The sequence below is a fragment of the Paenibacillus sp. FSL R7-0345 genome, assembly GCF_038595055.1.
Classification (GTDB): domain Bacteria; phylum Bacillota; class Bacilli; order Paenibacillales; family Paenibacillaceae; genus Paenibacillus_AQ.
This window is the reverse complement of the sequence record NZ_CP152002.1, coordinates 6,113,887-6,138,787: the sequence shown is the minus strand read 5'-3', so window position 1 is coordinate 6,138,787 and position 24,901 is coordinate 6,113,887. Positions and strand designations below refer to the sequence as shown.

Here is a 24,901-nt window from a genome sequence, read left to right as displayed (position 1 = left end):
TAACATACAGTTGTCTTTTCGGGGACAAAATTAACCTCACAATCTAAGCTTAAGGAGCGTGATCTCATGGGTTCAATCGGGGCACAGTCGTATGCCAAGCTTTTGGAGAACGGTGTTCAGGCGATAGAAGAAGTGAACCGTCTGCGCGACAGCGGTTACACCAAGGATAACATTTATGTTATCAGTCATGATCAGGACCGTGAAAACCGCATTGTAGATGCGGCGAACACAAATGAGGTCGGCTTAGGCGAAGAAGGATTGTTTGGCTCTATCGCCAATCTTTTCCGGTCACGCGGAGATGCTTTGCGTTCCAAGATAACAGCACTTGGCTTTAGCGCGGCTGAAGCGGGATTTTATGAGAAAGAACTGGATGCGGGTAAGGTGCTTGTCATTGCCAAGAAATATCCGCAATAATCAGCATTTTCCGGCATGCCGGAACTATAGCGCAATAGCGTAACCTCCATTTCCACTATTTTGTAGTGGGGCTGGAGGTTACTTTGTTGAATACGGAAACAATAACACCCTGTTTTGCCAAATTATAGATTCGTGGAAAGTAACTCTTTAAATATCGTATGATAAGAGGATGGACTAGCAGGGATGTTTACGGAGCTCAAATTATTCGTGTGAGGTGAAGAGGCTTGAAAATATTAATTGTAGATGACAATCCTACCAACGTAATTATAATCCGTGAAATCCTGAAGAAGGAAGATTACAAGAACTTTATAACGGCATCGTCCGCGAAGGAGATGCTGAAGATTCTGGGGATCGCCTCCGGGAATGATACGGCGCGGCCGCGCCATTCGGATGTTGATCTGATTCTGCTTGATATGATGATGCCGGAGATGGATGGAATTGAAGCCTGCCGCGTCGTACAGCAATATGAACATCTGCGTGATATCCCTATTATAATGGTGACTGCGGTAGGAGATTCCAAAAAACTGGCTGAAGCGCTTGATGCAGGAGCCGGCGATTATGTTACGAAACCGATAAATAAGGTTGAACTGATGGCCCGGATCCGTCTGGCGCTGCGTCTGAAGCGGGAGAAGGACTGGCATAACGAACGGGACCAGCGGATAAAGGACGAGCTGAAGCTTGCCGCACTCGTGCAGAATGCGGTGCTGAGCCTGCCGATTATGGAAGAGGCCTTTGAGGTGCATGCCATTTACCAGCCTTCCTTTGAACTGGCCGGCGATCTGTATGCCTGGTTTCCGCTGGGCGAAGGAAGGTATGCCGTAATTCTGCTGGATATGATGGGCCACGGCATCTCCTCTTCACTGTTCTGTATGTTCCTGGCTTCCGTGCTGAAGGATACGGTGACTACCTATGTGGAACCGGAAAAGGTGATCCAGGAGCTGAACCGCCGTTTCAATCAGCTGTACATTGAGAAGCAACTGGTCCAGTATTACTTTACGGCTATCTATATGGTGATCGATACCCGGATGAAGCGCATCGATTATGTGAATGCCGGACATCCGCCGGGGCTGTTTTTCGAGGGAGGAGCCAAAGAGCCTGTACTCCTCGAAAGCAACTGCCACCCTGTAGGCCTGTTTGACCGGATTGACATTCAGCCGCAGAGCCTCAGCTTTGAGGAAGAGGGACATCTGGTGTTGTATACGGACGGGCTGCTCGAAATGGCAGAGGGCGACCAGGAGGACCAGCTTAAATTTATGACCGGACATTTAAACAGAGGGCATGAATGGCATGAGGAAGCGATGCGTGACGTCTTCTTTATAGACGAGCCTGACCTTGAACGCGATGACGATAAATGCCTGGTGTGGATTACACTGGGGAAAGGAACTGAACAGTAATGAAAATAAAAGCCAAGCTGCTGATCGGCTTCAGTGCAATGCTGGCCATTATGCTGGCCTTGACAATGATTGGCTACGATCGGCTGAACTATATGAGCAGTCAGCTTGACAGCTTCCAGGAGAGATACGATAAGGGCCGTGCATCCTCCGGACTGCGCGGCGAAGTCAATGATATGGCCCGCATTTTGACCACGGCAATGCTTAATGCCGATGTAGAGACAATAGAGATTCAGAAAACCGAGATAGACAATAAGATGATAAAAGCAGAAGGATACCGGAAGGCCATTGAGTCTTTCCTTTCCTCTGCCGATGAAATAGAGATGCTGAACCGGATAGAGACTGCTTATGCCGCCTACATGAATTACCAGAACAGGGCGATTGAGATGCTCGAATCCGGCTATTTCCAGAATGCCAACACTTACCGGAACGCTGAGGGACAGGACATCCAGGACGAAGTGCTTAACAGCCTGAATGCACTGTCAGATTATAATGCCAACCGGATGACGCAGGAGAATGCTTCAGCCCAGGCTGCTTATGAAAGATCCATCCAGATGGTAGCCTTGATCATGGCTGTCGGGCTGCTGCTCGGGGTCGGTATTATTCTATGGGTGATTCCGAGCATTACACGCGGCCTTAATGTTGTATCCATGATGATCACCAGCTTTGGCAGCGGGAAGATGCGGGCGATCCGCCGGATCAAGGTTAACTCCAAGGATGAGATTGGCGATGTGGCACGTGTCTTTCAGCGGATGGCTGAGGATATTGAGCAGAAGCAGGAGCTTGAAAAAGCATACACCCAGGCCCAGAGCGACCAGGCTTGGCTTAATGGCAATATTGCGCGTGTGACAGAGCTTCTGCGGGGTGTCAGCTCGCTGGACCGCGTATCACAGACCTTTATCAGTGAGTTCACCCCGGTGCTTGGCGCACAATATGGGGCGCTTTATCTGAAAGACCCTCATAACGCTAAACGGCTTCTGGCCAGTGCCTTCTATGCCGGTGATGCCGAGGACGGCCTCAAGGAGTATTTCGACTTCGGCCAGGGGCTCGTCGGGCAGTGTGCTTCAGATAAAATACCGATTAAGCTGGAAAAGGCGCCTGATCATTATATCAACGTGTCCTCCGGCTTCGGGGACGGGCACCCGGATCATATTTTCATTTATCCTGTATTGTTTGAGGATGAGGTTCTCGGGGTGCTCGAGTTTGCGTCCTTTACACCATTTACAGTTCTGCAGAATGAATTGCTTCATCAATTGGCGGTCAATCTCGGTATTATTCTAAATAATATTAACCGCAGAATGGCGGTTGAAGAGCTCCTGCGCGAATCACAGGCACTGACGGAAGAATTGCAGTGCCAGTCAGAGGAGCTGCAGACCCAGCAGGAAGAGCTGCGCCGTTCCAATGAGAACCTGGAAGAGCAGACGGATGCGCTGAAGCGTTCTGAGGAGCTCCTGCAGCGGCAGCAGGGCGAGCTGGAGCATTTCAATATTGAGCTGGTCGCCAAGACCCGCGCCCTTGAGGAGCAGGTCCAGGAGGTCGAGGAGAAGAAGGATGAAATTGAGCATGCCCGCAGCCAGCTGGAGAAGCAGGCAATGCAGCTTGCTGTTACAGGAAAATACAAATCAGAGTTTCTGGCGAATATGTCCCACGAGCTGCGGACTCCGCTGAACAGTCTGCTTATTCTTTCCCAGCTGCTTACGGAGAATAAAGACGGCAACCTGACAGAGAAACAGATAGAATTCGCCCATACCATTTATATGTCGGGCGCTGACCTGCTGAAGATGATCGATGAAATTCTCGATTTGTCCAAAGTGGATGCCGGCAAGATGGAGCTGAGCTACGAGGATATTCCGCTTACTGAGCTTAAAACGTTCGTGAAACAGAACTTTGCGCCGCAGGCGGCCAAGAAGGGGCTGTCTCTGCGACTTTCCTTTGATGAGCCGCTGCCGGACAGCCTGTACACGGACAGCCACCGGCTCAAGCAGATACTGCGTAATCTGCTGTCCAATGCCTTCAAATTCACGAGCGAAGGCTTCGTGGAATTCTCAATCAGCCGTGCTGAACCAGGCATGCTGCCTGCGTTCCTGCCGGATGAGTTCGAATATGTAGCCATTGCTGTCAAGGACAGCGGTATCGGGATTCCGTCTGATAAGACAGAGGTTGTATTCGAGGCGTTCCAGCAGGTAGATGGGACAACCAGCCGCAAATACGGCGGGACAGGCCTGGGACTATCGATCAGCCGCGAGCTGGCCCGTCTGATGGGCGGAGCGATCGGACTGGAATCGCGGGAAGGACAAGGCAGCGTATTTACTCTTTACCTGCCTGTAAAAGGCCATTACAGTCTCCTTCCGGGAGCCGTGGAAGCGGCGGCAGCCCATGAGGTAGCCGCTTTGGCTGTGGAGGAGCGGCTGACGGCCGGACCTGGAGAGGCCATACCTGTACCGCTTAACCCGGTACAGGTTGAAGATGACCGCGAGGAGCTTACGGCAGAAGATAAGGTCATCCTGATTATTGAGGATGATGACAGCTTCGCCAAAATTCTGCTCGGCATGGCCCGCGGGCGCGGCTTTAAAGGCCTGGTAGCCCTGCAAGGGGATACCGGGCTGCAGATGGCCAAAACCTTCCTGCCTGACGCGATCATCCTGGACATCCAGCTGCCTGTTATGGATGGCTGGTCCATCCTTAGAGAGCTGAAGGGTGCTTCACAGACACGCCATATTCCGGTGCATGTCATCTCGGTTAATGATGAGGTGAAGCAGGGGCTGATGATGGGAGCGATGGCCTATCTGAAGAAGCCGTCCTCCAGACAGGCGCTGGACCGTGCCTTTTCCCAGATTGAGAACTACACGTCCAGTACCTTGAAGCATCTTCTGATTGTTGAGGACGATGAGATCCAGCGGCGCTCTATTATGGAGCTGATCGGTCACGACGATGTTGCCATTACTGCAGTATCCACCGGTGAGGAAGCGCTGAGCGAGCTTCGCAAGCAGCGGTACGATTGCATGGTGCTTGACCTGATGCTGGGCGATATGACCGGCTTTGAGCTGCTGGATCAGATCCGTGATGATGAGGAGCTTAATGATCTGCCGATTATCATTTATACCGGCAAGGATCTGGACAGCAAGGAAGAGACGCGGCTGCGGAAATATGCCGAATCCATTATTATCAAGGATGTCCGTTCACCGGAGCGCCTGCTGGATGAGACCACCCTTTTCCTGCACCGTGTGGAGGCGAATCTGCCGGAGGATAAGCGTAAAATTCTGCAAAAGCTGCACAATAAGGAGGAGCTCTTTGACGGCAAAAAGATACTGCTCGTTGATGACGACATCCGTAACGTCTTTGCCCTCTCAAGCGTGCTTGAAGGATACCAGATGGAAGTGAAGTTCGCGGAGAACGGCCGTGAAGCACTGGATCTGCTGGTTGAGCATAATGATTTCGATCTGGTGCTGATGGATATGATGATGCCGGAAATGGACGGGTATGAAGCGATGCGCCGGATCCGTGAGATGCCGCAGTATCAGAAGCTGCCGATTATTGCGCTCACCGCCAAAGCAATGAAAGAGGACCGGGCCAAGTGTATTGAGGCCGGAGCCTCTGATTATATGAAGAAGCCGATCAGCACAGATCAGCTTCTATCCCTAATGCGTGTATGGCTGTATTCGTAAGCCGATTATTGGGGTAATAGCATTACAGTAAGATCAAAAAAACCAGTCCGGAATACGGAAGTATGCAGGAGAGCAGGGATAACTATGACAGCAATGGAACGCGGATATGATGATCAGGCTGATAATTCGGGAAGCAGGCAGGAGCTGGAGCAGATTGAAATTGAGCTGCTGCTCAGCGGAGTGCACCGCTTATACGGGTATGATTTCAGAAACTATGCGCTGCCTTCGCTGAAGCGGCGGATCTGGCATCATGTTCATGCCGAGAATGTACCCACCATATCCGCGCTACAGGAGAAAGTTCTGCATGACCGGGCCTGCTTTGAACGATTTGTTTACAGCCTTTCTATCCCCGTGACGGAAATGTTCCGTGATCCGGGTCTCTTCCTAACCTTCCGCCAAAAGGTCATTCCGCTGCTGCGGACCTATCCGTACATCAGAATCTGGCATGCCGGCTGTTCAACGGGTGAAGAGGTGTATTCGATGGCAATCCTTCTGCATGAGGAGGGGCTGTATGACAAGGCACGCATTTATGCAACCGATATGAATGCCCGCTCACTGCAGCAAGCCAAAGAAGGAGTATATGAAATCAGCAGGATGAAGCAGTACACCAAGAATTACATGGAGGCGGGCGGCACGCGCGCGTTTTCCGAATACTATACTGCAAAATATAATTCAGTGATCTTCCAGCCGTTTTTACGCAAAAACATTATCTTTGCCGAGCATAATCTGGCGACGGATACTTCCTTTAATGAGTTTAATGTTATCTTTTGCCGAAATGTGATGATATATTTTAACGATGAGCTCCGCGATCATGTGCATGGCTTGTTTTATGAGAGCCTGAGCCGGTTTGGCGTGCTGGTGCTGGGATCCAAAGAATCTATTCATTTCACCAGGTTTAGCGATGGCTACGAGCCCCTGGACAGAGTGGAAAAAATATACCGTAAGAATCAATAACGGGATGGGAGGGGCCTATGGGGGTTCAAGAATCGGTTCATATATTGCTTGTTGACGACCGTCCTGAAAATCTGCTTGCGCTGGAAGCCGTGCTGGAAAGTCAGCATTATAAACTTGTCAAAGCAAATTCCGGAGAAGAAGCGCTGCGGAGTTTATTAAGATATGAGTTTGCTGTAATCGTTCTGGACGTTCAGATGCCAGGCATGGATGGTATTGAAACCGCCAAATTAATCAAGGCCAGAGAGAAGACCAAGGATATCCCCATCATCTTTATCTCGGCTAACAGCAAAGAGGCGGAGCATCTGTTTGCCGGATATTCCGCCGGTGCTATTGACTATATGGTCAAGCCTTTCATCCCGCAGATTCTCAAGTCCAAAATCGAAGGCTTTGTTCATATGTATCTGGCGAATAAAAAACATCAGATGCAGTCCATGCTGCTGCAGCAAAAAACGCAGGAGCTGGAGAAAATAAACGGTGAACTGGTTAAAGCCAAGGAGGCGGCGGAAATTGCCGCAAATGCCAAGACCGAGTTTCTGGCGATGATGAGTCATGAAATCCGTACGCCGATGAATGGCGTCGTAGGCATGATTGACCTGCTGATGGAGACTGATCTGGCTCCGGAGCAAAAGGAATATACAGAAATCATCCGCAAGAGTGCTGATACGCTCATTACCGTAATCAACGACATCCTGGACTTCACTAAGATGGAATCCGGAAAGATGGAGATGGAAGAGCAGCTCTTTGAGCTGCAGGGTACAATCCAGGAAGTATTCAGCCTGTTCTCGGTTGAGGCCGGCAAAAAGAATCTGGAGCTGGCTTATTTCATCGACCAGGATCTGCCTAAGCTGATCTACGGGGATATGGCCCGCCTCCGTCAGGTTCTGATTAATCTGGTGGCCAATGCGGTCAAGTTCACTAACCAGGGCGGCGTCTATCTGGTTGCCTCCAAAGCTTCCGGTACCGATGAGAAGCTAATGGTGGAGTTTACTGTAAAAGACACCGGTATCGGCATCTCCCCTGAAAAATGTGACCGGTTATTCCAGCCTTTCTCCCAGCTGGATTCCTCCATGACCCGGAAGTACGGTGGAACAGGTTTGGGGCTGGCGATCTGTAAATCGCTTGTCGGGATGATGGGCGGCGAGATCCGTGTGGAATCCATGGAGGAGAGAGGGGCAACCTTTGTCTTTACGATTCAGGCGGCGATGCCAGAGGATGAGCTGGCCCGGGGCTTTCAGGTTGAAGAGCCGTATGGGGCGGTGAATCAGGAGCGGACGCACCGCAAGGCGCTTGTGGTCGATGACCATCCCATCAATCAGCGTCTGATGGTCAGCATGCTGGACAAACTGGGCTATAGCGCTGACGTTGCCGAAGATGGAAGCCAGGCGGTAGAGCTGGCAGCAAAGAGCTATTATGAATTTATTTTTATGGATCTGCAGATGCCGGTAATGGATGGTCTTACTGCAACCTCCAGAATCCGTTCTGGCAGCAGTCTGTCAGCACAGAAGGCAGTTATCATCGCTATGACAGCCAATGTCATGGAGGGCATTCAGACCCGCTGTAAAGCCGCAGGAATGGACGGGTACGTCAGTAAACCGCTCAAGCTGAGCAGCATCAAGCAAATTATCAGCCGTTATGAGCCTCATGGAAGTCCACTAATTGAACGAAATGCCTCACTCTTTTAACGGACACCCAGGAATTACCTGATGAAGATTGTCCGTTTTTTGTTTCAACACTATGTCTTTAGGGTTATTGGTAAAGAAAACATTTAATCAGGAGAGATTGTCTATGAATACACATAAAAGCGAAAAATTCCATGCAAAAACCGAAATCGAAGGCAATGTATGTACAGTTTATCTGTTTGGAGAACTTGATTTGTCTGTCGCTCCTGATTTCCGTCTGGTGATGGAGCCGCTTGTGGGAGACACGGGACTAGATCTCGTTATTAATTTGAAAGACCTTAAATACATCGACAGTACAGGCATTGGTATCCTGCTCTCGATTCTCAAGGCCAGACACGGAATGGACGTTAAATTTGCGGTTGAGGAAGTTCCGCCGCAGATTCAGAAGCTGTTTGATATGACTGGTATTTCCAAGTTTTTTGCCTCCCAAGAGAACTCCCACTAGGAAAGGATCGAAATAAGGATGAATGATGACGTGCAAAAAGTAGTTCTTCAGTTACCCGCCAGCGCAGAATATGTCGACATTGTCAGACTAAATTTATACGGGATTGCCTCTAAAATGGGCTTTACCTATGAAGATATTGAAGATATGAAGGTAGCCGTTTCGGAAGCCTGTAATAACTCCGTATTGTATGCTTACGGACAGGAAGACGGGCTTGTCGATGTCATTTTTGAAGTAGGAGCAAGTGCCTTGTCCATTACTGTCAAAGACGAGGGGGAGAGCTTTGACGGAGTGGAATCACCTGAACCGCGCATGACGCTGCATGACAAAGAGCTGAATGATGTTGAGGTTGGCGGACTGGGCTTTTATCTGATGCAGGCACTCATGGATGATGTTAGCGTTGTGAGTGAAGCAGGGAGAGGGACGGTCGTTACCTTGACTAAACGGCTTAATTTCAGCGAGGAGAAAGTATGAATGACAAAGTGACTCCCCCAGAGTCCATGAATGATGCGGTAAGTCTGATCTGGGAATACCAGCAGACCAAAGATAATGAAATTGCCACCCTGCTGATCCGTAAATACGAACCCATGGTCAAGATGGCTGCCGGCAAAATTGCCCGTAACCGTCCGGACTTATATGAAGATCTGTATCAGGTAGGACAAATGGCGCTGATAAGACTGCTTCAGCAATATGACATCAGTCTGGGAATTCCCTTTGAGCCGTATGCGATGAAGAGTATGATCGGCCATATGAAGAATTTCCTGCGGGATAAGTCCTGGTACATACAGGTTCCGAGACGGATTAAAGAGAAGGGGGCTCTCGTCCAGCAGGCCATTGATGAGCTAACCATCAGACTGGAGCGTTCACCTGCTGTCGAAGAAATTGCTCATTATCTTGATCTTACCGTAGAAGAAACAGTGGAGGTATTGGCAGGCAGAGAATGCTACCACTATGTGTCGCTTGATTCGCCGCTGTCGCAGGAGGAAACCGGTGCTACGCTTGGTGAGCTGATCAGCTCGGATGCCAACGACTATGAAACAGTCGAGAAGCGCATGGATCTCCAGCAGGCATTGGGCCAGCTCAAGGAACAGGAGCAGCAGGTACTGCTGCTGGCTTTCCAGGATGGCCAATCCCAGCGGGCGATTGCTCAGAAGCTGGGTGTATCCCAGATGAGCGTATCGCGGATCCAGAAGCGGGCTACGGAGAAGCTTAAACAGATCATGGCGAATTCCTCATATTGATGCATTTGTGGTTAAGCCATATGAATACAATAAGGACATGCCCTATTTCACAGGAAATGGCATGTCCTTATTTGTGTGAATGATCTTGAATATCAGCATAGCAGTTCACCCCGCCAGCAGCCTGGGTATAATAACGCGGGCTGCTGGCGGGGTGAACCAGGATGGACATATCAGCTGTTGGCATCAATATAGGTTTTGATCTCGCCAAGATACTCACCGATAACCGGTACATCAAGAAACAGGCTGAGAACATAACCGAGCAGACCGAGAATAACAAAGGTACCCAGAGACAGCCCGAGTCCGCGGGATATACCGGCCATCAGGTTAGTAATGATCCGCTTCTTGGGATTTGTATAATTTTCAAGGATATCCTTGAATTCGGATTTCTCCAGTGAATCCGCTATTTTGTCCAGCCTCGCATTCAGCCGCTTCACCTCATGCCGCAGTTCAAAGGGATGCTCCTCAACTTCATATGCTTTGGTCTTGCTGCCCGCATCTCCCATAAGATATCCCCGCTTTCTGTAGCCATAAAAGGCTTTGATACAATGCAGTTTCTAACTTGTTAGAAGAAGCTGCGATTAGCATAACAACAGCCAGCTGCAGTGAGCTGGCTGTTCTCAAATTTAGACAGAGCCGCAGATCACAGCATGTTAGTAAGAAGACTTGTAGGAGGATTTAACCTCTTCCTTGGCATCCTTAGCTTTATCAGCGACCTCATCTTTGGCGTCCTTGGCTTGTTCAGCAACCTCTTTAGAAGAGGATTGAGCCTCATCAGCCACATCCTCGGATGCCTTTGTAACATCGGAAGCGATATCGGCGGACGCTTCGGAGACAGTATCCCCGATCTTTTTGCCGGTTTCCTGTAATGTAGCCGCAATCTGCTGTTTGCTGTCATTCACAGTTGTGAAAATGTCCGAAGCTTTGGCCGATACTGTGCTGGCCAGATCCGTTGCCTTTTCACTGACAGTAGTGGCAATAGTCTTAGTCTTGTCTGTTACGACACCCGCAACTTCCTTTGTCTTATCTGTTGCCAGCGTAAGCTTATCGGAGAGGTCGCTGCGCATTTCGCGGCCCGGCTTAGGTGCGAACAGCAGCGCCGCCGCGGCGCCGAGCAAACCACCGATAAAAATCCCTTTGAAAAAAGTGCTTCCGCTATCTACCGGATGTTCTGTTTCTGTCTTATTCATCTTTAATCACTCCTTAATAGAATATGATATTCCAAAACCGGGCAGCCTCTGGTCGGTCGCAGCTGGGCTGTTAAGGCAGCTGCCGTCTTTTGGAGTTCAGGATAGCCTGAAGGTTCTTACTTCGTATATAAACGTTGAGATATAGGCTGAAACAGCAGGGCAGCTGAGGAAAGATTACCCATTGGTGAAGGCCGGACCGTGAAGATGCAAACCATAAGAAGATATATCAGTACTATTACGGCTGGAATCCGGATGCTGTAGAGCGGCAGCGTCCGTCTGATTTCATCTGGAATAATATAGTAATAACAATTGATTGACAGAGAAAAGTTAAGGGTAAGAAATACATAATTAAGGCGCCCATACACTGATAGGAGCTGGGTGGAAACGCCCTGAACTTAAAGAATGAAAGAATTCTAACATCTTTGGAGGTGCACAGATTATGATAAAAATCGTTACGGCAGCAGAGCGTCATACTTCGAATAGAGAATGGATCCACAGTGAATTCAGCTTTTCGTTTGCCGATTATGATGATCCCAGCAATGCACATTTCGGGGCTCTCCTGGCCCATAACGATAATGAGCTGAAACCGGGACAGGGGATGGGGGAGCATCCGCATCATGACCTGGAGATCATTACGTATGTAATCTCAGGGGTACTGAAGCATCAGGATGATCTCGGCAATCATGCAGAGCTTCAGGCAGGCAGTGTACAGGTGATGAGCGCAGGAACAGGAATCACACACTCAGAGACGAATCCGTCGCCGGCTGAGCAGGTCCGCTTCCTGCAGATCTGGCTGCTGCCGGACCGTCCGGGGGTAACACCGGCCTGGGATGCGAAATATTTTCCGCGTGAGCTGAAGCTGAATACCCTGCTTCCAGTGGCCTCGGGGACAGATACGGACGGGGTGCTGAAGCTGGGGGAAGAGGTTACGATTTATTTGTCGGTGCTTGAGACAGACAGGGAAGTGCAGTATCCGCAGCGGGAGGATAGACGAACCCATATTTATCTGATTGCCGGAAATCTGGAGGTAAGTTGCAGCGAAGGGGATTTTCAGCTGCAGCCCGGTGACGCGGCACGTATCCGCAAAAGCTGCGATTTGAAGCTTAAAGGGACGAGCAGCGAGGGGGACGCAGAGTTCATCCTGATTGACCTGCCATAATAGAGTACGACCCCCGGCTTACACAGGGATAAGAAAAGGAGCTCTCAGCCTTGCAGTCATCCGGAGATGGCGGCAAAGGGCAGAGAGCTCCTGTCCGTTAAGGGCCTGTTATTTATTCCGCAGGCGGCCGAGCTCGGAAACCAGGGCTTCCACCTGGGAGATGCTGAGCCGGTCGCTGCCCATAGCAACCTCGTAAATATCAAGAATATCCTCATAATGGTCTACCGAGAAAGCGGATGCCTGCATGGCTGCCGCGCTGGCCATTTTGAGCTTGCTCTTGATGCCCTCGATCATATATTCCACATTTTCCTGGCTGGGCTTTGTTAGATCCATGGAGTGCAAACAGTCCTTTCTGAGTAAGCTGTCTTGAAATTACCGGCTTAGCGTTTGACCGTCAGCCGTTCCTACTGAAGTATTTTATCATGACAGGATAAAGAAACACCATTTTTTTGTCCATATTCCGAAAAACCGTGTTAAATTAGAAAGAATAATTGCAGACTTTAATTACTGCAAGGAGGAGAAAAAGTGGCAATCAGGGAGCAGGAAAGCAGAAAACGGATCAAAATGGATGCTGACCGGATCGGTATCTTCTTCCGGGAGATTGCTGAGCGGCATCAAGCTGAGGGCATCACGTTTGTGTGCATCGGGACGGACCGCTCTACAGGTGATGCCCTCGGCCCTTTGACCGGCAGCAAATTGCTGGAATACGGATTTCCGCACGTCACCGGCACCTTGCCGTCGCCCTGTGATGCAGACAATCTGGTTGCGCGGATTGCCGCAATTCCGGAAGGGCAGCTGATTATAGCTATTGACGCGTGTCTGGGTCCGCCGGCTGCACTCGGTCATTATTTTGCCGCCAGTGAACCTCTGCGCCCGGCACAATCGGTAGGTCTATACCTGCCTGAGGTAGGGAATTACAGCCTGGCTGCTGTCGTCGGGGTGAACGGCCCCTTTCCTTACCGTACGCTGCAGACGACACCGCTGTACCGGGTAATGCAGATGGCAGAGCAGATTGCGCTGGCGGCAGCAAAAGGTTTCAGACTTGCTACTTAAGGCCCGTTTCAAGATGAACCGTTCTGCTTAATAATTATAAAACGCCTTAGTCACTACATAGAAAGAAGGAAGCAGTCATGGAAAATATCCGTTGTGAAGGAAGCAATATTTGTTACAGCGATCAGGGGCAGGGTGAAGTTATCGTACTGCTTCACGGCTTCTGCGGAAGCTCTGCGTACTTTGAGCAGGTCATTCCTTACCTAAGCGGCAGCTACCGGGTTATTGCTCCTGATCTGCGCGGCCATGGCGCATCGGATGCACCGCTCGGCGCATACAGCATTGATCAGATGGCTGATGATGTACTGTCCCTGCTGAATTATCTGGAGATACCGGAAGTGCATCTGCTGGGCCATTCCATGGGCGGTTATGTCACATTATCCTTTGCCCAGCGGTATGCTTCCCGGCTGAAGGGCTTCGGGCTGATTCATTCTACCGGTTATCCGGACGGCGAGGAAGCCCGGGAAAAACGCCTCAAGAGTGTGAGCACCGTTCAGAATGAAGGGATTACCGCGTTTGTCGATGCCCTGATTCCCGGGTTGTTTGCTCCGGGCGCCGCACCCCAGCTGCTTGAACGTGCCAAGGAAATCGGTTACAAAACCCCGCCGCAAGGCGCGGCTGGGGCCGCTCTGGCGATGCGGGAGCGGCCGGACCGCCGGGATGTTATTTCGGCATCTTCCCTGCCGGTGCTGCTTGTAGCCGGTGCGGAAGATAGTCTGGTGCCGCCTGAACGGATTTTTACAACTGACAAGGCAACTGTAACCAAGGCGACAATTTCCGGTGTAGGCCATATGAGCATGTATGAAGCGCCGGAGCGTCTGGCAGAGATCATTAAGGATTATGTTCAGGTACCGGCAGCTAAGAAATAAGCGTCCAGGATGGAACATATCGGTATGCTAAAGAGGCAGCCTCCGCTGATCAGCGGAGGCTGCCTCTTTAGGCTGTGCCTGTTACTGGAACTTTCGGATTGCCGGGAGGCAGAGCACTGAAGCGGCACAAATTGCACCCAGACCCGAAAAGATGGCGATGGTAGGAAGACCGCCAATCTGATCCGCCAGCCAGCCGACCAGAATATAGCCTACCGGCAGCAGCGCGAAGGAGCCGAGCAGATCAAGGCTGGCTACACGTCCGAATGCTTCCTGGGGAACAAGCTCCTGCAGGCTGATTTCCCAGATCAGGCCGAAGATCATCAGCCCGAAGCCTTCCACGGTGAACAGGGCGACTGCTACAGCCGCATTTGGAATGAACGGCATCAGGAACAGGGCAAGGCAGCTGAGAATAACGCCTCCGTAGGCCATAATCCCGCGGCGGGTCCAGTGCTGGCGCAGGCTGTACAGCAGTCCGGCAATAATGGCACCGGCACCGGAGCAGGTAACCGCAAGACCGTAGATGTAAGGCGGCCAGCCGTGATATACCTTGAACAGCCAGGGAATCAATATACTGGTCACTCCGGCAAAACAGATATTGAAGAAGGAGAAGGTAATAATCGTAATCCAGAGCCACGGATGACTGCGCAGAACGGCGATACCTTCTTTGAAATCATCTTTCCAGTTTGCAGGCGCTGCCGGGGGGCTGGCTGCAGGTGCGTTATGTATTTCAGCTGAGGCCGGTGAGGACTTTTGCCGCAGTCCGGCCATCAGCGCCCTGCGCAGGTAAATCAGGCAGAACAGGGAGAGGATGTAGGTAAAAGCGTCCAGTCCGAACCCTACGCCTGCAGAGAGATGTGTTATGAGCAGGCCGCCAAGCGCGGGGCCGATCAGACGGACCGCCTGGGTGCTCATCTGTGTCAGTGAGTTGGCGGCAATCCGGATATCCGGTGTAAATACCGTAGCCTGGGTTGCAGAGTATGCAGGCCGGAACAATCCGTCAAGCATGCCATAGAGGCCCATAAACAGATAGAGCAGCGAAATGCTTAGCGTACCGGTGAGCGAGAGCACGGCGATTGCGACCATAATGACAAAGCGGGCGATATCAGCCCCTATCATAATTTTAACTCTGTCGTACCGGTCCACTATATGGCCCGATACGGGAAGCATAATCACATTCGGCAGCATATAAATGGCCATTACGATGCCCATTGTCTTGGTCGAACCTGTCATGGAGTAGACGAGGACAGGCAGGATGACCATAGTTACTGAGCTGCCCAGAAAGGAAATAAGATTTCCAAGCCAGAGATAAGGGAACGCCTGCGATGAGGTAAACAGGGAGGAGAATTTACGCAAGGGATTACGGCTTGCGGAATCAGTTGCTGTAGCGGGATTCATTCAGGTTATCCTCCGGATTCAATTATTCAAAAAAGATGGGCTCATTATATGAGATGGTTTCTTTTCTTGTCAATGACTTCCGCAAAGTGCAGGGAGCCGGTCCAGGCGGGGGTTCAGTGGCGCGTAAGGCCTGTAATGGTTTAAGATGAACATAAAGCATTCATTAATTCAATTCCCGGGGAGGAGTGACGTTTATGTTCCGAAGAGATTATATCGTCCGGATGATTGAAGATATGACGGCCATGGTGGCCAAGGTATTTACGCTGAAGCAGGAAAAGAAGACAACAGAGGCTTTATGGGAAGTGGATGAGCTGCTTAACCGCCATTTCCGGCTGAATTCCCGCCTGCTGAACTCTCTGTCGGTGGAGGATATCATTGAAATGTTCCGTTTAGGCGGTGTTATAGAGTCCGACAAGCTGCAGGGCGTAGCCAGGCTGCTTAAAGAGGAGGGCAGTATCTTCGCAGCTGCCGGGAACGGGGAAGCTGCGCTGTTCCGGTTCATGCGCTCCCTGCACTTATTCCTGTATGCGGATCTGTATGGTGCTGACCGGGAGCTGCTGGATATGAACAAGGAAGTAGATGAGCTGCTCAAGGAAACCGAAGGCTATCAGCTTCCTGTCAAAACAGAACGACAGCTGCTCTCCTATCTGGAGTCTGCTGGCCGTTATGCAAAGGCGGAGGACAGCCTGTACCGGCTGTGGGATCAGAGTATAGATGTTGCTTTGGAAGGCCGCGGCCTCTACGAGCGTCTGCTGCTGAAGTCTCCGGAAGAGCTGGAGCTTGGCGGCCTGCCGCTGGAGGAGGTCCGGCAGGGACAGGCGGAATGGGACAGAATTACCGCTGCAGCGAAGCAGGAGCAGAACTGATTTAAACCACTGAACAGCACAGAAGCCCTGGGGAGTATCAAGATCAGGTGTTCTGTGCTATTTCTTTGTTTTAAACGAATGGCAGCGTTATTTTTAACATTTTGCTGTCAGAATTCCCCTACTTCTCTAAGTGGGGGATGAATGTCAGCGGTCTTTCTCATTGACAACTATAACCCATAATATTACAATTAAATTATTCAGTCGTATAAAAAAATGGGTTGTGATATCAGTGGAATTGGACACAAATAATCATTCAGTATTCTCCCTTAATTATCACCTTGTTCTAGTTGTAAAGTACCGTAGAAAAGTAATAGACGATGAAATATCTGAACGGTTAAAAGTGATATTTCAATCTATCCAGATGAATTACAATATTACTTTGCAGGAATGGAATCATGATAAGGATCATGTTCACATTCTTATGAAAGCTCACCCCAATAGCGATATTTCCAAGTTTCTGAATGCTTACAAAAGCGCTTCCTCTCGACTAATTAAGAAAGAATTCCATATTATTCGTAAACAATTATGGAAAGAATATTTTTGGTCAAGAAGCTACTGCTTAATAACGACTGGCGGAGCACCGATTGATGTCATCAGAAAGTATATTGAGTCACAAGGTCAGAAATGAGGTGGGCATGTGTTAAGAGCTTACAAATATCGAATCTATCCTACCCACGAACAAGAGCAGTACTTCGCTAACGTATTCGGATGCGTTCGCTTCATCTACAATAGAATGCTTGCAGATAAAATGGAGCATTACAAGCAGACGGAAACCATGCTTAAAAATACACCAGCCCAATACAAAAAGGATTTTGAATGGCTGAAAGAAGTAGATAGCCTTGCTTTAGCTAATGCCCAGCTTAACTTGGACAAGGCTTATAAGAACTTCTTCCGCAATAAGAAAGTGGGATTCCCTAAATTCAAGAGTAAGAAAACAAATAACCATAGCTTCACAACGAATAATCAAAATGGAACGATTGCGATTGAAAATGGAACCATCAAAATTCCAAAACTGAAAACTAAAATAAAAATCAAGTTGCACCGTCAATTTGCGGGTCTTATTAAGTCGTGTACGATTTCCAAAACACCAACAGGAAAATATTATGCTGCCTTATTGGTGGACACGGATATCCTCCCCTTGCTCAAATTAGATACTAAGATGGGTGTTGATCTTGGACTGAAAGACTTTGCGATTACTTCACATGGAGAATTCATACCTAATCCTAAATACTTGCGTAAGTCTGAAAAACGATTAGCCAAATTACAAAAGGACTTATCGCGCAAGAAGAAAGGGAGTCATAACCGATATAAAGCCAGGTTGAAGGTCGCCAAGCTGCATGAAAAAATAGCGAATCAGCGTAAAGATTTTTTGCACAAACTGTCCACCCAAATGATCAACGATAACCAAGTGATCGTGATGGAAGATTTGCGTGTAAAGAACATGATGCAAAATCACAAGTTGGCTAAAGCTATATCCGAAGTCTCTTGGAGTATGTTCAGAGAAATGCTCGCCTACAAAGCGACATGGTACAGTAGAGAGTTAATCATTGCTCCAAAAAACTTTGCAAGCAGTCAGCTATGTTCATGCTGTGGTTACAAAAATGCAGAGGTGAAGAATCTGAGTGTACGTCAATGGGCTTGTCCTGTATGCACTACACTACATGATAGAGATGTAAACGCAGCAAAAAACTTACTTAAATTAGCAATGTAATATTGCAAAGATTGGGCTAGGAACTAGCCTATGAGCTTGGGTAAACTTAGAGCGGTAGCTCTATTGACCAAGAAGCACCCACCTCTTAGGTGGTGTGTAGTTCACTAAATAGCAGACTATACAGCAGCCTGTTATAATATCCGGGTGCCGGACATGCTATAATATAACGGCTACTTAAGGAGAATCCGTTCTCCATTTTAAAATGTGAAAGTGAGATGTACCCCGTGGAATCTTTAAATACATTAATCGTACAGGTGATTAACAAACGCACCTTAATAACAGCTACATTAAGCCAGCTCCGCAGCAAAGGCGAGGTTGCCTACACCAAGGTTCAGATCAAGCCTGTCGAGCTTAAAGGAAAGCTTCACTATCAGTTTGCCTATTATACCGGACCCAAGGTGGAGCACCGGAACATTCCGGCTGAAGAGGCTGCGGCAGAGATGATGCCGCTGCTGCGGACAACCTTCCGCCAGGCGCTGATCTGTACTATTGAAGCAGATTATCAGGTGCTGATCAGCAAAAAGTATAAGGTATCTATTTTGACGAAATCTGCCAGCAAGGAGGAGCTGCCTGACCTGGCGCACAACCGCAAAAAGCAGTACGTGCTGGATGAAGGCGAGCCGGTACCGTTCCTGGTTGAACTGGGGATTATGAACAATGAAGGTAAAGTTCTGGCCAGAAAGTACGATAAATTCCGTCAGATCAACCGCTTCCTGGAGATGGTTGAGGATGTGCTGGCTGACCTGCCGGCCGGACGGCCGCTGACGATTGTCGATTTCGGCTGCGGAAAATCGTATTTGACGTTCGCCCTTTATCATTATCTGGCCGTACGTGAACGCAGGGAGCTGAATGTAGTCGGCCTTGATCTTAAAGCGGATGTTATTGCCCATTGCAGCCAATTGGCGGCTAAGCTGGGATACGACCAGCTGAAGTTCCTTGTAGGCGACATCGCCGATTACAATGAGCTGGACCAGGTGGACATGGTTGTCACCTTGCATGCCTGTGATACCGCGACTGATGCAGCACTGGAAAAAGCGGTCCGCTGGGGCGCTTCCGTCATTCTCTCTGTTCCCTGCTGCCAGCATGAGCTGTTTAATCAGATAGAAAATGATGTGCTTAGCCCGCTGCTGTCGCACGGAATTCTCAAAGAGCGCTTCTCGGCACTTGCTACCGACGCTATCCGGGCCAAGCTGCTGGATCTGATGGGCTACCGCAGCCAGCTGCTGGAGTTCATCGATATGGAGCATACACCCAAGAACATCCTGATCCGCGCCGTTAAAGCCAGCGGCGGTGACAACGCGGCTAAATGGCGCGAATACAGCGCCTTCCGTGATTTTTTGGGAGCCAAGCCGTATCTTGAACGGGTCTGCGCAGACCTGCTTCCTGCAGAGCATCCGGCACAGGGCTGACGGCCGCCGGATAAGGCCATAATGCTATTACCAAAGGACAGTGATCCTCCAGCCGGAGGATGCTGTCCTTTGGTTTGGCCGTTTATCCTATAAAAACCAGAATTTACGGCAAAGCTGTCGGGTAACACGAGTACACGGAGGCAGATACTAAAATGAGTAGAATCAGGCGCCGGCTGCAATCAATTCCAGCCTTGGGAAGTGGGATGATGCTGCTGTTGTCGGCAGCGGCAGCTTGCCTGCTGCACGGGCTGTTTTTTGCCCGGGATATGTACGGCCTTCTGGTTGTATGGTTCGTCCTGTGTGCCGCTGTTGCTGTTTTCCTGAGCTTTAAGGAGGACCCGACTGGAGGCGGGGAGAGCGAAGCTGAGAAACCGGAAGTGGAAAGCGGCACGGGGAATTCAGATGGGGCTAATCCGGGAAGGGGCAGCCGGGGGGAGGGTAGTTCAGGGAGCTTGCCGGGCACCGAACCTGCAGTGAGTTTACAGGTTGCCGGTAACAGGCGGAACTATATACATATTGTATTTTTGAGCTGTCCGCTGCTTATTGTTGCTTTATATGCCGTTCATCTGCTGCGCGGGCCGCTCTCGGTTCAGGGGACACTTAATGAGCTGCTGCGCTGGGGATTATACGGGAGCTTTGCCTTTTTCGCCGTTTTCTGTGCGGGCCGCCGCGGCGGTGCAAGGATTCTTGCGCTACTCTGGCATGTGCTTGGTATGACCATTTGCCTGAGCGGACTGCTGGCCGTCTGCGGGTTGCCGCTCCCTTATGCAATTGCCTATACGGATTCTCCGGCAGTCAGCGTTACCGGAGCAAGGCTGGGCGGGCTACTCCAGTATCCGAATGCCTTCGGCGCTGTGATGGCCGTTTTTCTGCTGGAGCGGATCGTAGCCGTCGCCGCTGATGGAGTAGCGGCACGCGCCCGTCTCCGCGCGCCGGGCACCGCGGGGCAGCTGCTGCGCATGCTGCCTCTGTTCCCGTACGCCGCCGCGCTGCTGCTCAGCGAGTCGCGCGGCGCCATGCTCGCTGCGGCCTGCGCAGCCGCCGCAGCCCTGCTCTGGAAGCGGCAGCTGGCCGCGCCGCTTCTGATCTGCGCCGCCGCGCCTGCGGCTGCTGCGGCGCTGTACTGCCGCCAGCTGGCCCGCACCGGGCTGGCGGCAGAGCCCTTGCCCGGCCTGCTGCTGCTGGCCGGGTGCTGGGCCGGCGCGCTGCTGGCCGGCCTGTGGCTGTACCGCCGCTGCCGGCGCGCGGCGGGCGGGCACTCCGCCGCCATGCTTATGGCGGCGGGGCTATGGACGGCAGCGGGCAGCGCCGTCCTGGCACTGCTGCGCGGGCGGATCAGCGGGCCGTCTCCGACGGCCGCCGCCCGCGGGCTGTTTTACCGCGACGCCTGGCGCCTCGCGGGGGAAGCCCCCTGGCTGGGGCAGGGGGGCGAGACCTGGCGCAGCGCGTACCTCGCTGCCCAGTCCCGCCCCTATGTGGGCAGCCAGGTTCACAGCGGATACCTCGATTTCCTGCTGAATCTCGGTATCACCGGCAGTGCCGTTTTGCTGCTTATGCTGCTGGCAGCAGGAATACTGGCGGGCAGGAACGCCCCTGGGCTGCTGCCCCCGCTGCTCGTCATCCTCCTGCACGGCGCAGTGGATTTCAGCTGGAGCTACGGGCTCTTCTGGCTGCTGCTGTTCTTGCTGACAGCAAGAACGCTTGCCGCCTCGCCGCAGCCCAAGTTAGTCAGCCGGGAGCCGGACGCCGGCTTCCCTGCGAGCCGAACCGGTCTGCGTGATCCGGCAGCCTTACATGGATCCGTATCTGTGCAAGCATCTTCATCCATATCGGTATTTAGACATTTGTCTGCTCACTTGCTTAATTCTGGGCCATCACCTATACCAGCAACCGATTCAGTAACCGGACTTACATCAGCACCAGTATCAGCACCAGCAGCCGGGCGCCATAAGCATATAAATCGTCACACTTCAGCACAGCGGGCGGGAGTCCGGATAATGCGGGTAATCCTGGTGGCAGTGGTATGCTCCTGTCTGATGCTCAGCGGACTCTCCTTCAAGCTGTGGAAGGGTGAAGTCTTATTCAGACAGGCTGTCCGTTCTGCGGAACCTGAAGTCCAAAGGATGCTGCTCCAGAAATCGCTGCGTTACAATCCGTATGCTCCCCGTACAGCTCTAAGCCTTGCAGTGCTGCTTCCGGAGGAAGAAAAGATAAAGCTGTTGCACAGCAGTCTTGAATATTCTCCGGATGACGCAGGATTGCACTGGCTATTGGCAGAGTCTTATTTGGCTGACCGTGATCCGGGGAGGGCATTGTACTGGGTGAGAAGGAGCCTGGTTTTGGACAAGTTTAATGCTGTTAAATGGGAGAGTGCAGCTAATGGCATGCTGCAGATGGGGCAGTATTTTTTGACGAAGGGTGAACGGCAGAACGCAGCGGTTAGTGCATTGGCCGGGCAGGGGCTGTTGAGGAGTTACCGGGTGCTTGCCCTTGAAGAGCATGCTAAAGGTCCGGCACACAATGACCGGGATTTTAAATTCTCACTGGAAGCTGAAGAGGCGGGTGTAGAGCTGAATCGGCTGATTGCAGCAGCTTACGAGGTAAAGACAGTGCAAGGAGATGAGCCTGCTTCTTTAAAGTTTACGCGGGAATAACTGGGGGCACCAAACTTACATAGAAGGGTTTGCACATTTTCGTACTCTTCATGAACCTCAATGCCCCTTTTTAGCGCGCCGTATACATTTTTCGAGGCACATCACCCGTAACTAAGTGGAATTTTGCTACTTAAAATCGCAGCCAACGCTATGAACCGGAAACTAGTTGGAAAAACGTCACTTAATAGCACCAGAAATCCCGTTTAAGCGGCAAATTGCCGGAAATAAGTGGCGAAAATCCACTTAGATCGCATAAATACCGAGGGAGACGAGAATGAAGTGACAAAATTCCAACTAGTTTTAAGTAATGCGATAATTGGCTTCTACCCACCGGCCCTACCCGCAACGCCCCTACCCGCACCGGCTCTGACCGAACTGGCACCACCGTACCAGCAACGCCCTTACCCGCATAGCTTCCCGCCCGCACTATCCCTACACCTTCATCCGCTGCGAAACAAGCCACGAGTAAACATAAGGCACAATGACAGCAACCAGCAAAGCAGTGATGATCAGACTAATGGACAACGTCTGCGGCAGAAAAGCGGCGAGCACCAGCATTATACCGGCGGCTACCCACATATATCCGGAGAAGCGGTGGGTTTTGCGCCAGACCTCAGGACTAGCAAGCGTCCATGGTGTCTTGATGCCGGTGAAATAGTTGTCTTTTATCTGCGGCATATAGTTTCCCAGTGCGATGAACAGCACCCCGACGACCGCAATCGCAAGCTTGCCGGCAGCAAAATCCGGGTTCAATCCTTTGGTTACAGCAAGCACCAGCATTGCATCCATCAGGACGGCTATAGCCAGACGGATCATTTTATACGCCCCGGGAAATTTGCTGTAATTGTCCTTCTTGGGATCAATCCGGCGGATGAACTGCATAGCAAGGGGGAGGACAAGACCCAGGAAGGCACCCTGAATAATAATCGTGCTTTTCGGCCAATACCTGTTCACTTCTCCTGTAATGCTGAACTGGGCAGGGAGCTGCTCCGGCAGTCTGCTGTAATTAATTATAGCGTACCCGAGCGCCAGCACACCGAGAACAACGATCAGGGTATCCTGCCATTTCCATCTAAAATCCTTCATCACAATTCCTCCTCGTCAGATTGGAGCTTCAGGCCGGGGAGATCCCCGGCTGCAGGCGGCTCAGCTTCACCTTTTTTTCCGGCACCGGTCAGTTCCAGAAACCATCCCAGGACCTCCTCAAGCACGGTCGTATCGAGTGAATACACGATAAACTGCCCCTTACGCTCATCCTGCACCAGCCCGGCATGCTTTAATGCACTCAGGTGATGCGAGATGCTTGGTTTAGTCATCCGAAAATAATCGGCGATCTCTCCGGCGGTACGGTCCTTTTCACGCAGCAGCCGGATGATTTGCCGGCGGGTTGGATCGGCCAGCGCCTTAAAAGATTCATTCATGTTCTATCCAACCTTTCGATATTTAAATAATTGTCTAAATATATAATTGCGCGAATTCCTGTTATTGTCAACGATGGATCTGCTGCTGCGGTCTCAACTAGAAGTTGTAAGGCCGCATATGCTAGAATAAGCTAGAAGAAGACTGGTACATAGCAGAGAAATGCCGGGATTTCGGGCGATTATGTTCTGTATTCAAAAGAGAGGAGGGCTGCAGTTGCATGTTATATCTGATCTGATCTCGCATTTATTTGAATGGATTCAGAGTCTGGGTTACTTCGGGATTATGATCGGGCTGATGATTGAGGTCATTCCGAGTGAGATTGTACTCGCGTTCGGAGGCTACCTGGTTTCACAGGGCGACATTAATTTCTTCGGGGCGATTCTTTTTGGTACAGTCGGCGGTGTCATTGCCCAGATTTTTGTGTACTGGATCGGCCGTTATGGAGGAAGACCGGTGCTCGAGAAATATGGCAAGTACATTTTTATTAACAAAAAGCACATCGACCACTCAGAGGAATGGTTCAAAAAGTACGGTACGGGTGTTATTTTTACTGCAAGGTTCATTCCGGTTGTCCGTCATGCCATCTCAGTGCCTGCCGGGATATCACGTATGCCGCTGGGTAAATTTACGCTGTTGACTACGCTGGCAGTGATTCCTTGGAGTGCCCTGTTTGTCTATCTGGGTTACACCCTGGGCGATAAATGGGAGACAATTGACGAGGTTGCCGGCAAATATACCCATGAGCTTATCCTGGTTGCTATCGCCATTATCGTTATATACTTCCTGCTCAAATGGTATAAATCCAAAAAGAAAGGTAGTGCAGCATGAAACAGAATGTAGCCAATAAGTTCGGCCAGGGTCTGACCCCGCGCCAGTTCGTAGAGAGCATGACCAAGAATCAGCAGGCTTTCGAAGCCTGGTATGAGAAGTTTGTCTGGGAAAATGAGGATGACCGCGAATTCTTTGAAAGCCTGAACCACCGCGATGATCTGCATGTGCTGATTCTGGCTGCCGACTGGTGCGGTGATGTTGTGCGCAATGTACCGGTTGTATTCCGGATTCTGGAGACGGCAGGGATCAGAACAGAAGTGCTGATTCTGGAAGAAAACCTGGATCTGATGGATGATTTTCTGACGATGGGCGGAAGATCGGTGCCTGTAGTGATTTTTGCGGATACCGGCGGTTATGTACTGGGACAATGGGGTCCTCGTCCGGAGCATGTGCAGTCACTGATGCGGACGTTTAAGCAGGAGAATCCGGACCGGGAAGCCGCCGATTACGACAGCAAAATTGCAGAAGTGCGCAAGGCCATGGGGCAAGCCTACGGGGAAGGTACGGAATCACACGCAGTCATCGTAAAAGAGCTGCGCAGCCTGATTTCGGGTTTCTAAAC

The 24,901-nt window shown here is 50.8% G+C and carries 24 protein-coding genes; 18 read left to right on the top strand and 6 right to left on the bottom strand.

Going from position 1 to position 24,901, the window contains the following annotated elements; translation table 11 throughout:
* Nucleotides 1–66 precede the first annotated feature (66 nt).
* The 8 genes from NST84_RS26585 to NST84_RS26550 all read left to right on the top strand — a co-directional run bounded on the left by NST84_RS26585 (nt 67) and on the right by NST84_RS26550 (nt 9,786).
* The gene (locus tag NST84_RS26585; RefSeq protein ID WP_342563069.1) at nt 67–414 is read left to right on the top strand and encodes a general stress protein; all 348 of its coding nucleotides are present in this window, start codon (nt 67–69) and stop codon (nt 412–414) included.
* 224 nt (nt 415–638) lie between these two features.
* A complete protein-coding gene (locus NST84_RS26580; protein ID WP_342563068.1) occupies nt 639–1,808 on the top strand; it encodes a fused response regulator/phosphatase in 1,170 nt (389 codons plus the stop codon).
* Nucleotides 1,808–5,470 carry a response regulator gene (locus tag NST84_RS26575; protein ID WP_342563067.1) on the top strand — a complete coding sequence of 1,221 codons (3,663 nt, stop codon included), beginning with the start codon at nt 1,808–1,810 and terminating at the stop codon, nt 5,468–5,470. Before NST84_RS26580 ends, NST84_RS26575 begins: the two co-directional genes overlap by 1 nt.
* Before the next feature lie 93 nt (nt 5,471–5,563).
* A complete protein-coding gene (locus NST84_RS26570; protein ID WP_342566531.1) occupies nt 5,564–6,424 on the top strand; it encodes a protein-glutamate O-methyltransferase CheR in 861 nt (286 codons plus the stop codon).
* A 17-nt stretch (nt 6,425–6,441) separates the two neighbouring features.
* Nucleotides 6,442–8,106, top strand: a complete 1,665-nt coding sequence (locus NST84_RS26565; protein ID WP_342563066.1) for a response regulator — start codon at nt 6,442–6,444, stop codon at nt 8,104–8,106.
* A 103-nt stretch (nt 8,107–8,209) separates the two neighbouring features.
* Nucleotides 8,210–8,548 (top strand): STAS domain-containing protein, encoded by a 339-nt coding sequence (locus NST84_RS26560; RefSeq protein ID WP_342563065.1) that lies wholly within the window; start codon nt 8,210–8,212, stop codon nt 8,546–8,548.
* An 18-nt stretch (nt 8,549–8,566) separates the two neighbouring features.
* Nucleotides 8,567–9,019: an anti-sigma B factor RsbW gene (rsbW, locus tag NST84_RS26555; RefSeq protein WP_342563064.1), complete on the top strand. Its 453-nt coding sequence runs from the start codon at nt 8,567–8,569 to the stop codon at nt 9,017–9,019.
* Nucleotides 9,016–9,786, top strand: a complete 771-nt coding sequence (locus NST84_RS26550; RefSeq protein WP_342563063.1) for a sigma-70 family RNA polymerase sigma factor — start codon at nt 9,016–9,018, stop codon at nt 9,784–9,786. Before rsbW ends, NST84_RS26550 begins: the two co-directional genes overlap by 4 nt.
* Before the next feature lie 170 nt (nt 9,787–9,956).
* Here NST84_RS26550 and NST84_RS26545 read toward each other — a convergent pair whose 3' ends face one another.
* Nucleotides 9,957–10,289: a DUF5665 domain-containing protein gene (locus tag NST84_RS26545; protein WP_342563062.1), complete on the bottom strand. Its 333-nt coding sequence runs from the start codon at nt 10,287–10,289 to the stop codon at nt 9,957–9,959.
* A 147-nt stretch (nt 10,290–10,436) separates the two neighbouring features.
* Complete coding sequence (locus NST84_RS26540; protein WP_342563061.1) at nt 10,437–10,973, bottom strand: YtxH domain-containing protein; 537 nt, start codon at nt 10,971–10,973, stop codon at nt 10,437–10,439.
* Between the two features lie 439 nt (nt 10,974–11,412).
* On the opposite strand from NST84_RS26540, the gene NST84_RS26535 reads away from it, so the two are divergent.
* Entirely contained in the window at nt 11,413–12,132 is a 720-nt protein-coding gene (locus NST84_RS26535; RefSeq protein ID WP_342563060.1) for a pirin family protein, read from the top strand.
* 108 nt (nt 12,133–12,240) lie between these two features.
* Here NST84_RS26535 and NST84_RS26530 read toward each other — a convergent pair whose 3' ends face one another.
* Nucleotides 12,241–12,465: a DUF1128 domain-containing protein gene (locus tag NST84_RS26530; protein ID WP_342563059.1), complete on the bottom strand. Its 225-nt coding sequence runs from the start codon at nt 12,463–12,465 to the stop codon at nt 12,241–12,243.
* Between the two features lie 192 nt (nt 12,466–12,657).
* On the opposite strand from NST84_RS26530, the gene yyaC reads away from it, so the two are divergent.
* Together yyaC and NST84_RS26520 are read left to right on the top strand one after the other, a co-directional pair.
* Nucleotides 12,658–13,185: a spore protease YyaC gene (yyaC, locus tag NST84_RS26525; protein WP_342563058.1), complete on the top strand. Its 528-nt coding sequence runs from the start codon at nt 12,658–12,660 to the stop codon at nt 13,183–13,185.
* Between the two features lie 77 nt (nt 13,186–13,262).
* Nucleotides 13,263–14,051: an alpha/beta hydrolase gene (locus NST84_RS26520; RefSeq protein WP_342563057.1), complete on the top strand. Its 789-nt coding sequence runs from the start codon at nt 13,263–13,265 to the stop codon at nt 14,049–14,051.
* Between the two features lie 81 nt (nt 14,052–14,132).
* On the opposite strand, the gene NST84_RS26515 is transcribed toward NST84_RS26520, so the two are convergent.
* Nucleotides 14,133–15,446 carry an MFS transporter gene (locus NST84_RS26515; protein WP_342563056.1) on the bottom strand — a complete coding sequence of 438 codons (1,314 nt, stop codon included), beginning with the start codon at nt 15,444–15,446 and terminating at the stop codon, nt 14,133–14,135.
* Between the two features lie 194 nt (nt 15,447–15,640).
* On the opposite strand from NST84_RS26515, the gene NST84_RS26510 reads away from it, so the two are divergent.
* The 5 genes from NST84_RS26510 (at nt 15,641) to NST84_RS26490 (ending at nt 22,086) form a co-directional block, all read left to right on the top strand.
* Nucleotides 15,641–16,312, top strand: coding sequence for a DUF6483 family protein (locus tag NST84_RS26510; protein WP_342563055.1), 672 nt, complete (start codon nt 15,641–15,643; stop codon nt 16,310–16,312).
* 229 nt (nt 16,313–16,541) lie between these two features.
* The gene (gene tnpA, locus NST84_RS26505; RefSeq protein WP_342563054.1) at nt 16,542–16,940 is read left to right on the top strand and encodes an IS200/IS605 family transposase; all 399 of its coding nucleotides are present in this window, start codon (nt 16,542–16,544) and stop codon (nt 16,938–16,940) included.
* 9 nt (nt 16,941–16,949) lie between these two features.
* On the top strand, nt 16,950–18,023 hold the full coding sequence (tnpB, locus tag NST84_RS26500) for an IS200/IS605 family element RNA-guided endonuclease TnpB (RefSeq protein ID WP_342563053.1): 1,074 nt from the start codon (nt 16,950–16,952) through the stop codon (nt 18,021–18,023).
* A gap of 215 nt (nt 18,024–18,238) precedes the next feature.
* Nucleotides 18,239–19,432 (top strand): SAM-dependent methyltransferase, encoded by a 1,194-nt coding sequence (locus tag NST84_RS26495; RefSeq protein WP_342563052.1) that lies wholly within the window; start codon nt 18,239–18,241, stop codon nt 19,430–19,432.
* Nucleotides 19,433–19,635: 203 nt separating this feature from the next.
* Nucleotides 19,636–22,086, top strand: coding sequence for an O-antigen ligase family protein (locus NST84_RS26490; protein WP_342563051.1), 2,451 nt, complete (start codon nt 19,636–19,638; stop codon nt 22,084–22,086).
* Nucleotides 22,087–22,518: 432 nt separating this feature from the next.
* Here NST84_RS26490 and NST84_RS26485 read toward each other — a convergent pair whose 3' ends face one another.
* Nucleotides 22,519–23,172, bottom strand: coding sequence for an SdpI family protein (locus NST84_RS26485; protein WP_342563050.1), 654 nt, complete (start codon nt 23,170–23,172; stop codon nt 22,519–22,521).
* Nucleotides 23,172–23,507, bottom strand: coding sequence for an autorepressor SdpR family transcription factor (locus NST84_RS26480; RefSeq protein ID WP_342563049.1), 336 nt, complete (start codon nt 23,505–23,507; stop codon nt 23,172–23,174). The genes NST84_RS26485 and NST84_RS26480 overlap by 1 nt, the downstream gene beginning before the upstream one ends.
* A 214-nt stretch (nt 23,508–23,721) precedes the next feature.
* Here NST84_RS26480 and NST84_RS26475 point away from each other — a divergent pair, with 214 nt between their 5' ends.
* Both NST84_RS26475 and NST84_RS26470 read left to right on the top strand, forming a co-directional pair.
* Entirely contained in the window at nt 23,722–24,336 is a 615-nt protein-coding gene (locus tag NST84_RS26475) for a DedA family protein (protein WP_342563048.1), read from the top strand.
* Entirely contained in the window at nt 24,333–24,899 is a 567-nt protein-coding gene (locus NST84_RS26470; RefSeq protein ID WP_342563047.1) for a thioredoxin family protein, read from the top strand. The genes NST84_RS26475 and NST84_RS26470 overlap by 4 nt, the downstream gene beginning before the upstream one ends.
* Nucleotides 24,900–24,901: the final 2 nt, after the last annotated feature.

Coding starts and splice junctions, on each gene's coding strand:
- NST84_RS26570 (WP_342566531.1), top strand. CDS start 5,564: ATGGAACGCGGATATGATGATCAGGCTGATAATTCGGGAAGCAGGCAG.
- NST84_RS26495 (WP_342563052.1), top strand. CDS start 18,239: ATGTACCCCGTGGAATCTTTAAATACATTAATCGTACAGGTGATTAAC.
- NST84_RS26585 (WP_342563069.1), top strand. CDS start 67: ATGGGTTCAATCGGGGCACAGTCGTATGCCAAGCTTTTGGAGAACGGT.
- NST84_RS26575 (WP_342563067.1), top strand. CDS start 1,808: ATGAAAATAAAAGCCAAGCTGCTGATCGGCTTCAGTGCAATGCTGGCC.
- NST84_RS26470 (WP_342563047.1), top strand. CDS start 24,333: ATGAAACAGAATGTAGCCAATAAGTTCGGCCAGGGTCTGACCCCGCGC.
- NST84_RS26540 (WP_342563061.1), bottom strand. CDS start 10,973: ATGAATAAGACAGAAACAGAACATCCGGTAGATAGCGGAAGCACTTTT.
- NST84_RS26530 (WP_342563059.1), bottom strand. CDS start 12,465: ATGGATCTAACAAAGCCCAGCCAGGAAAATGTGGAATATATGATCGAG.
- NST84_RS26480 (WP_342563049.1), bottom strand. CDS start 23,507: ATGAATGAATCTTTTAAGGCGCTGGCCGATCCAACCCGCCGGCAAATC.
- NST84_RS26485 (WP_342563050.1), bottom strand. CDS start 23,172: ATGAAGGATTTTAGATGGAAATGGCAGGATACCCTGATCGTTGTTCTC.
- NST84_RS26490 (WP_342563051.1), top strand. CDS start 19,636: ATGATGCTGCTGTTGTCGGCAGCGGCAGCTTGCCTGCTGCACGGGCTG.
- NST84_RS26535 (WP_342563060.1), top strand. CDS start 11,413: ATGATAAAAATCGTTACGGCAGCAGAGCGTCATACTTCGAATAGAGAA.
- NST84_RS26560 (WP_342563065.1), top strand. CDS start 8,210: ATGAATACACATAAAAGCGAAAAATTCCATGCAAAAACCGAAATCGAA.
- NST84_RS26565 (WP_342563066.1), top strand. CDS start 6,442: ATGGGGGTTCAAGAATCGGTTCATATATTGCTTGTTGACGACCGTCCT.
- NST84_RS26550 (WP_342563063.1), top strand. CDS start 9,016: ATGAATGACAAAGTGACTCCCCCAGAGTCCATGAATGATGCGGTAAGT.
- NST84_RS26545 (WP_342563062.1), bottom strand. CDS start 10,289: ATGGGAGATGCGGGCAGCAAGACCAAAGCATATGAAGTTGAGGAGCAT.
- NST84_RS26510 (WP_342563055.1), top strand. CDS start 15,641: ATGTTCCGAAGAGATTATATCGTCCGGATGATTGAAGATATGACGGCC.
- NST84_RS26515 (WP_342563056.1), bottom strand. CDS start 15,446: ATGAATCCCGCTACAGCAACTGATTCCGCAAGCCGTAATCCCTTGCGT.
- rsbW (WP_342563064.1), top strand. CDS start 8,567: ATGAATGATGACGTGCAAAAAGTAGTTCTTCAGTTACCCGCCAGCGCA.
- NST84_RS26520 (WP_342563057.1), top strand. CDS start 13,263: ATGGAAAATATCCGTTGTGAAGGAAGCAATATTTGTTACAGCGATCAG.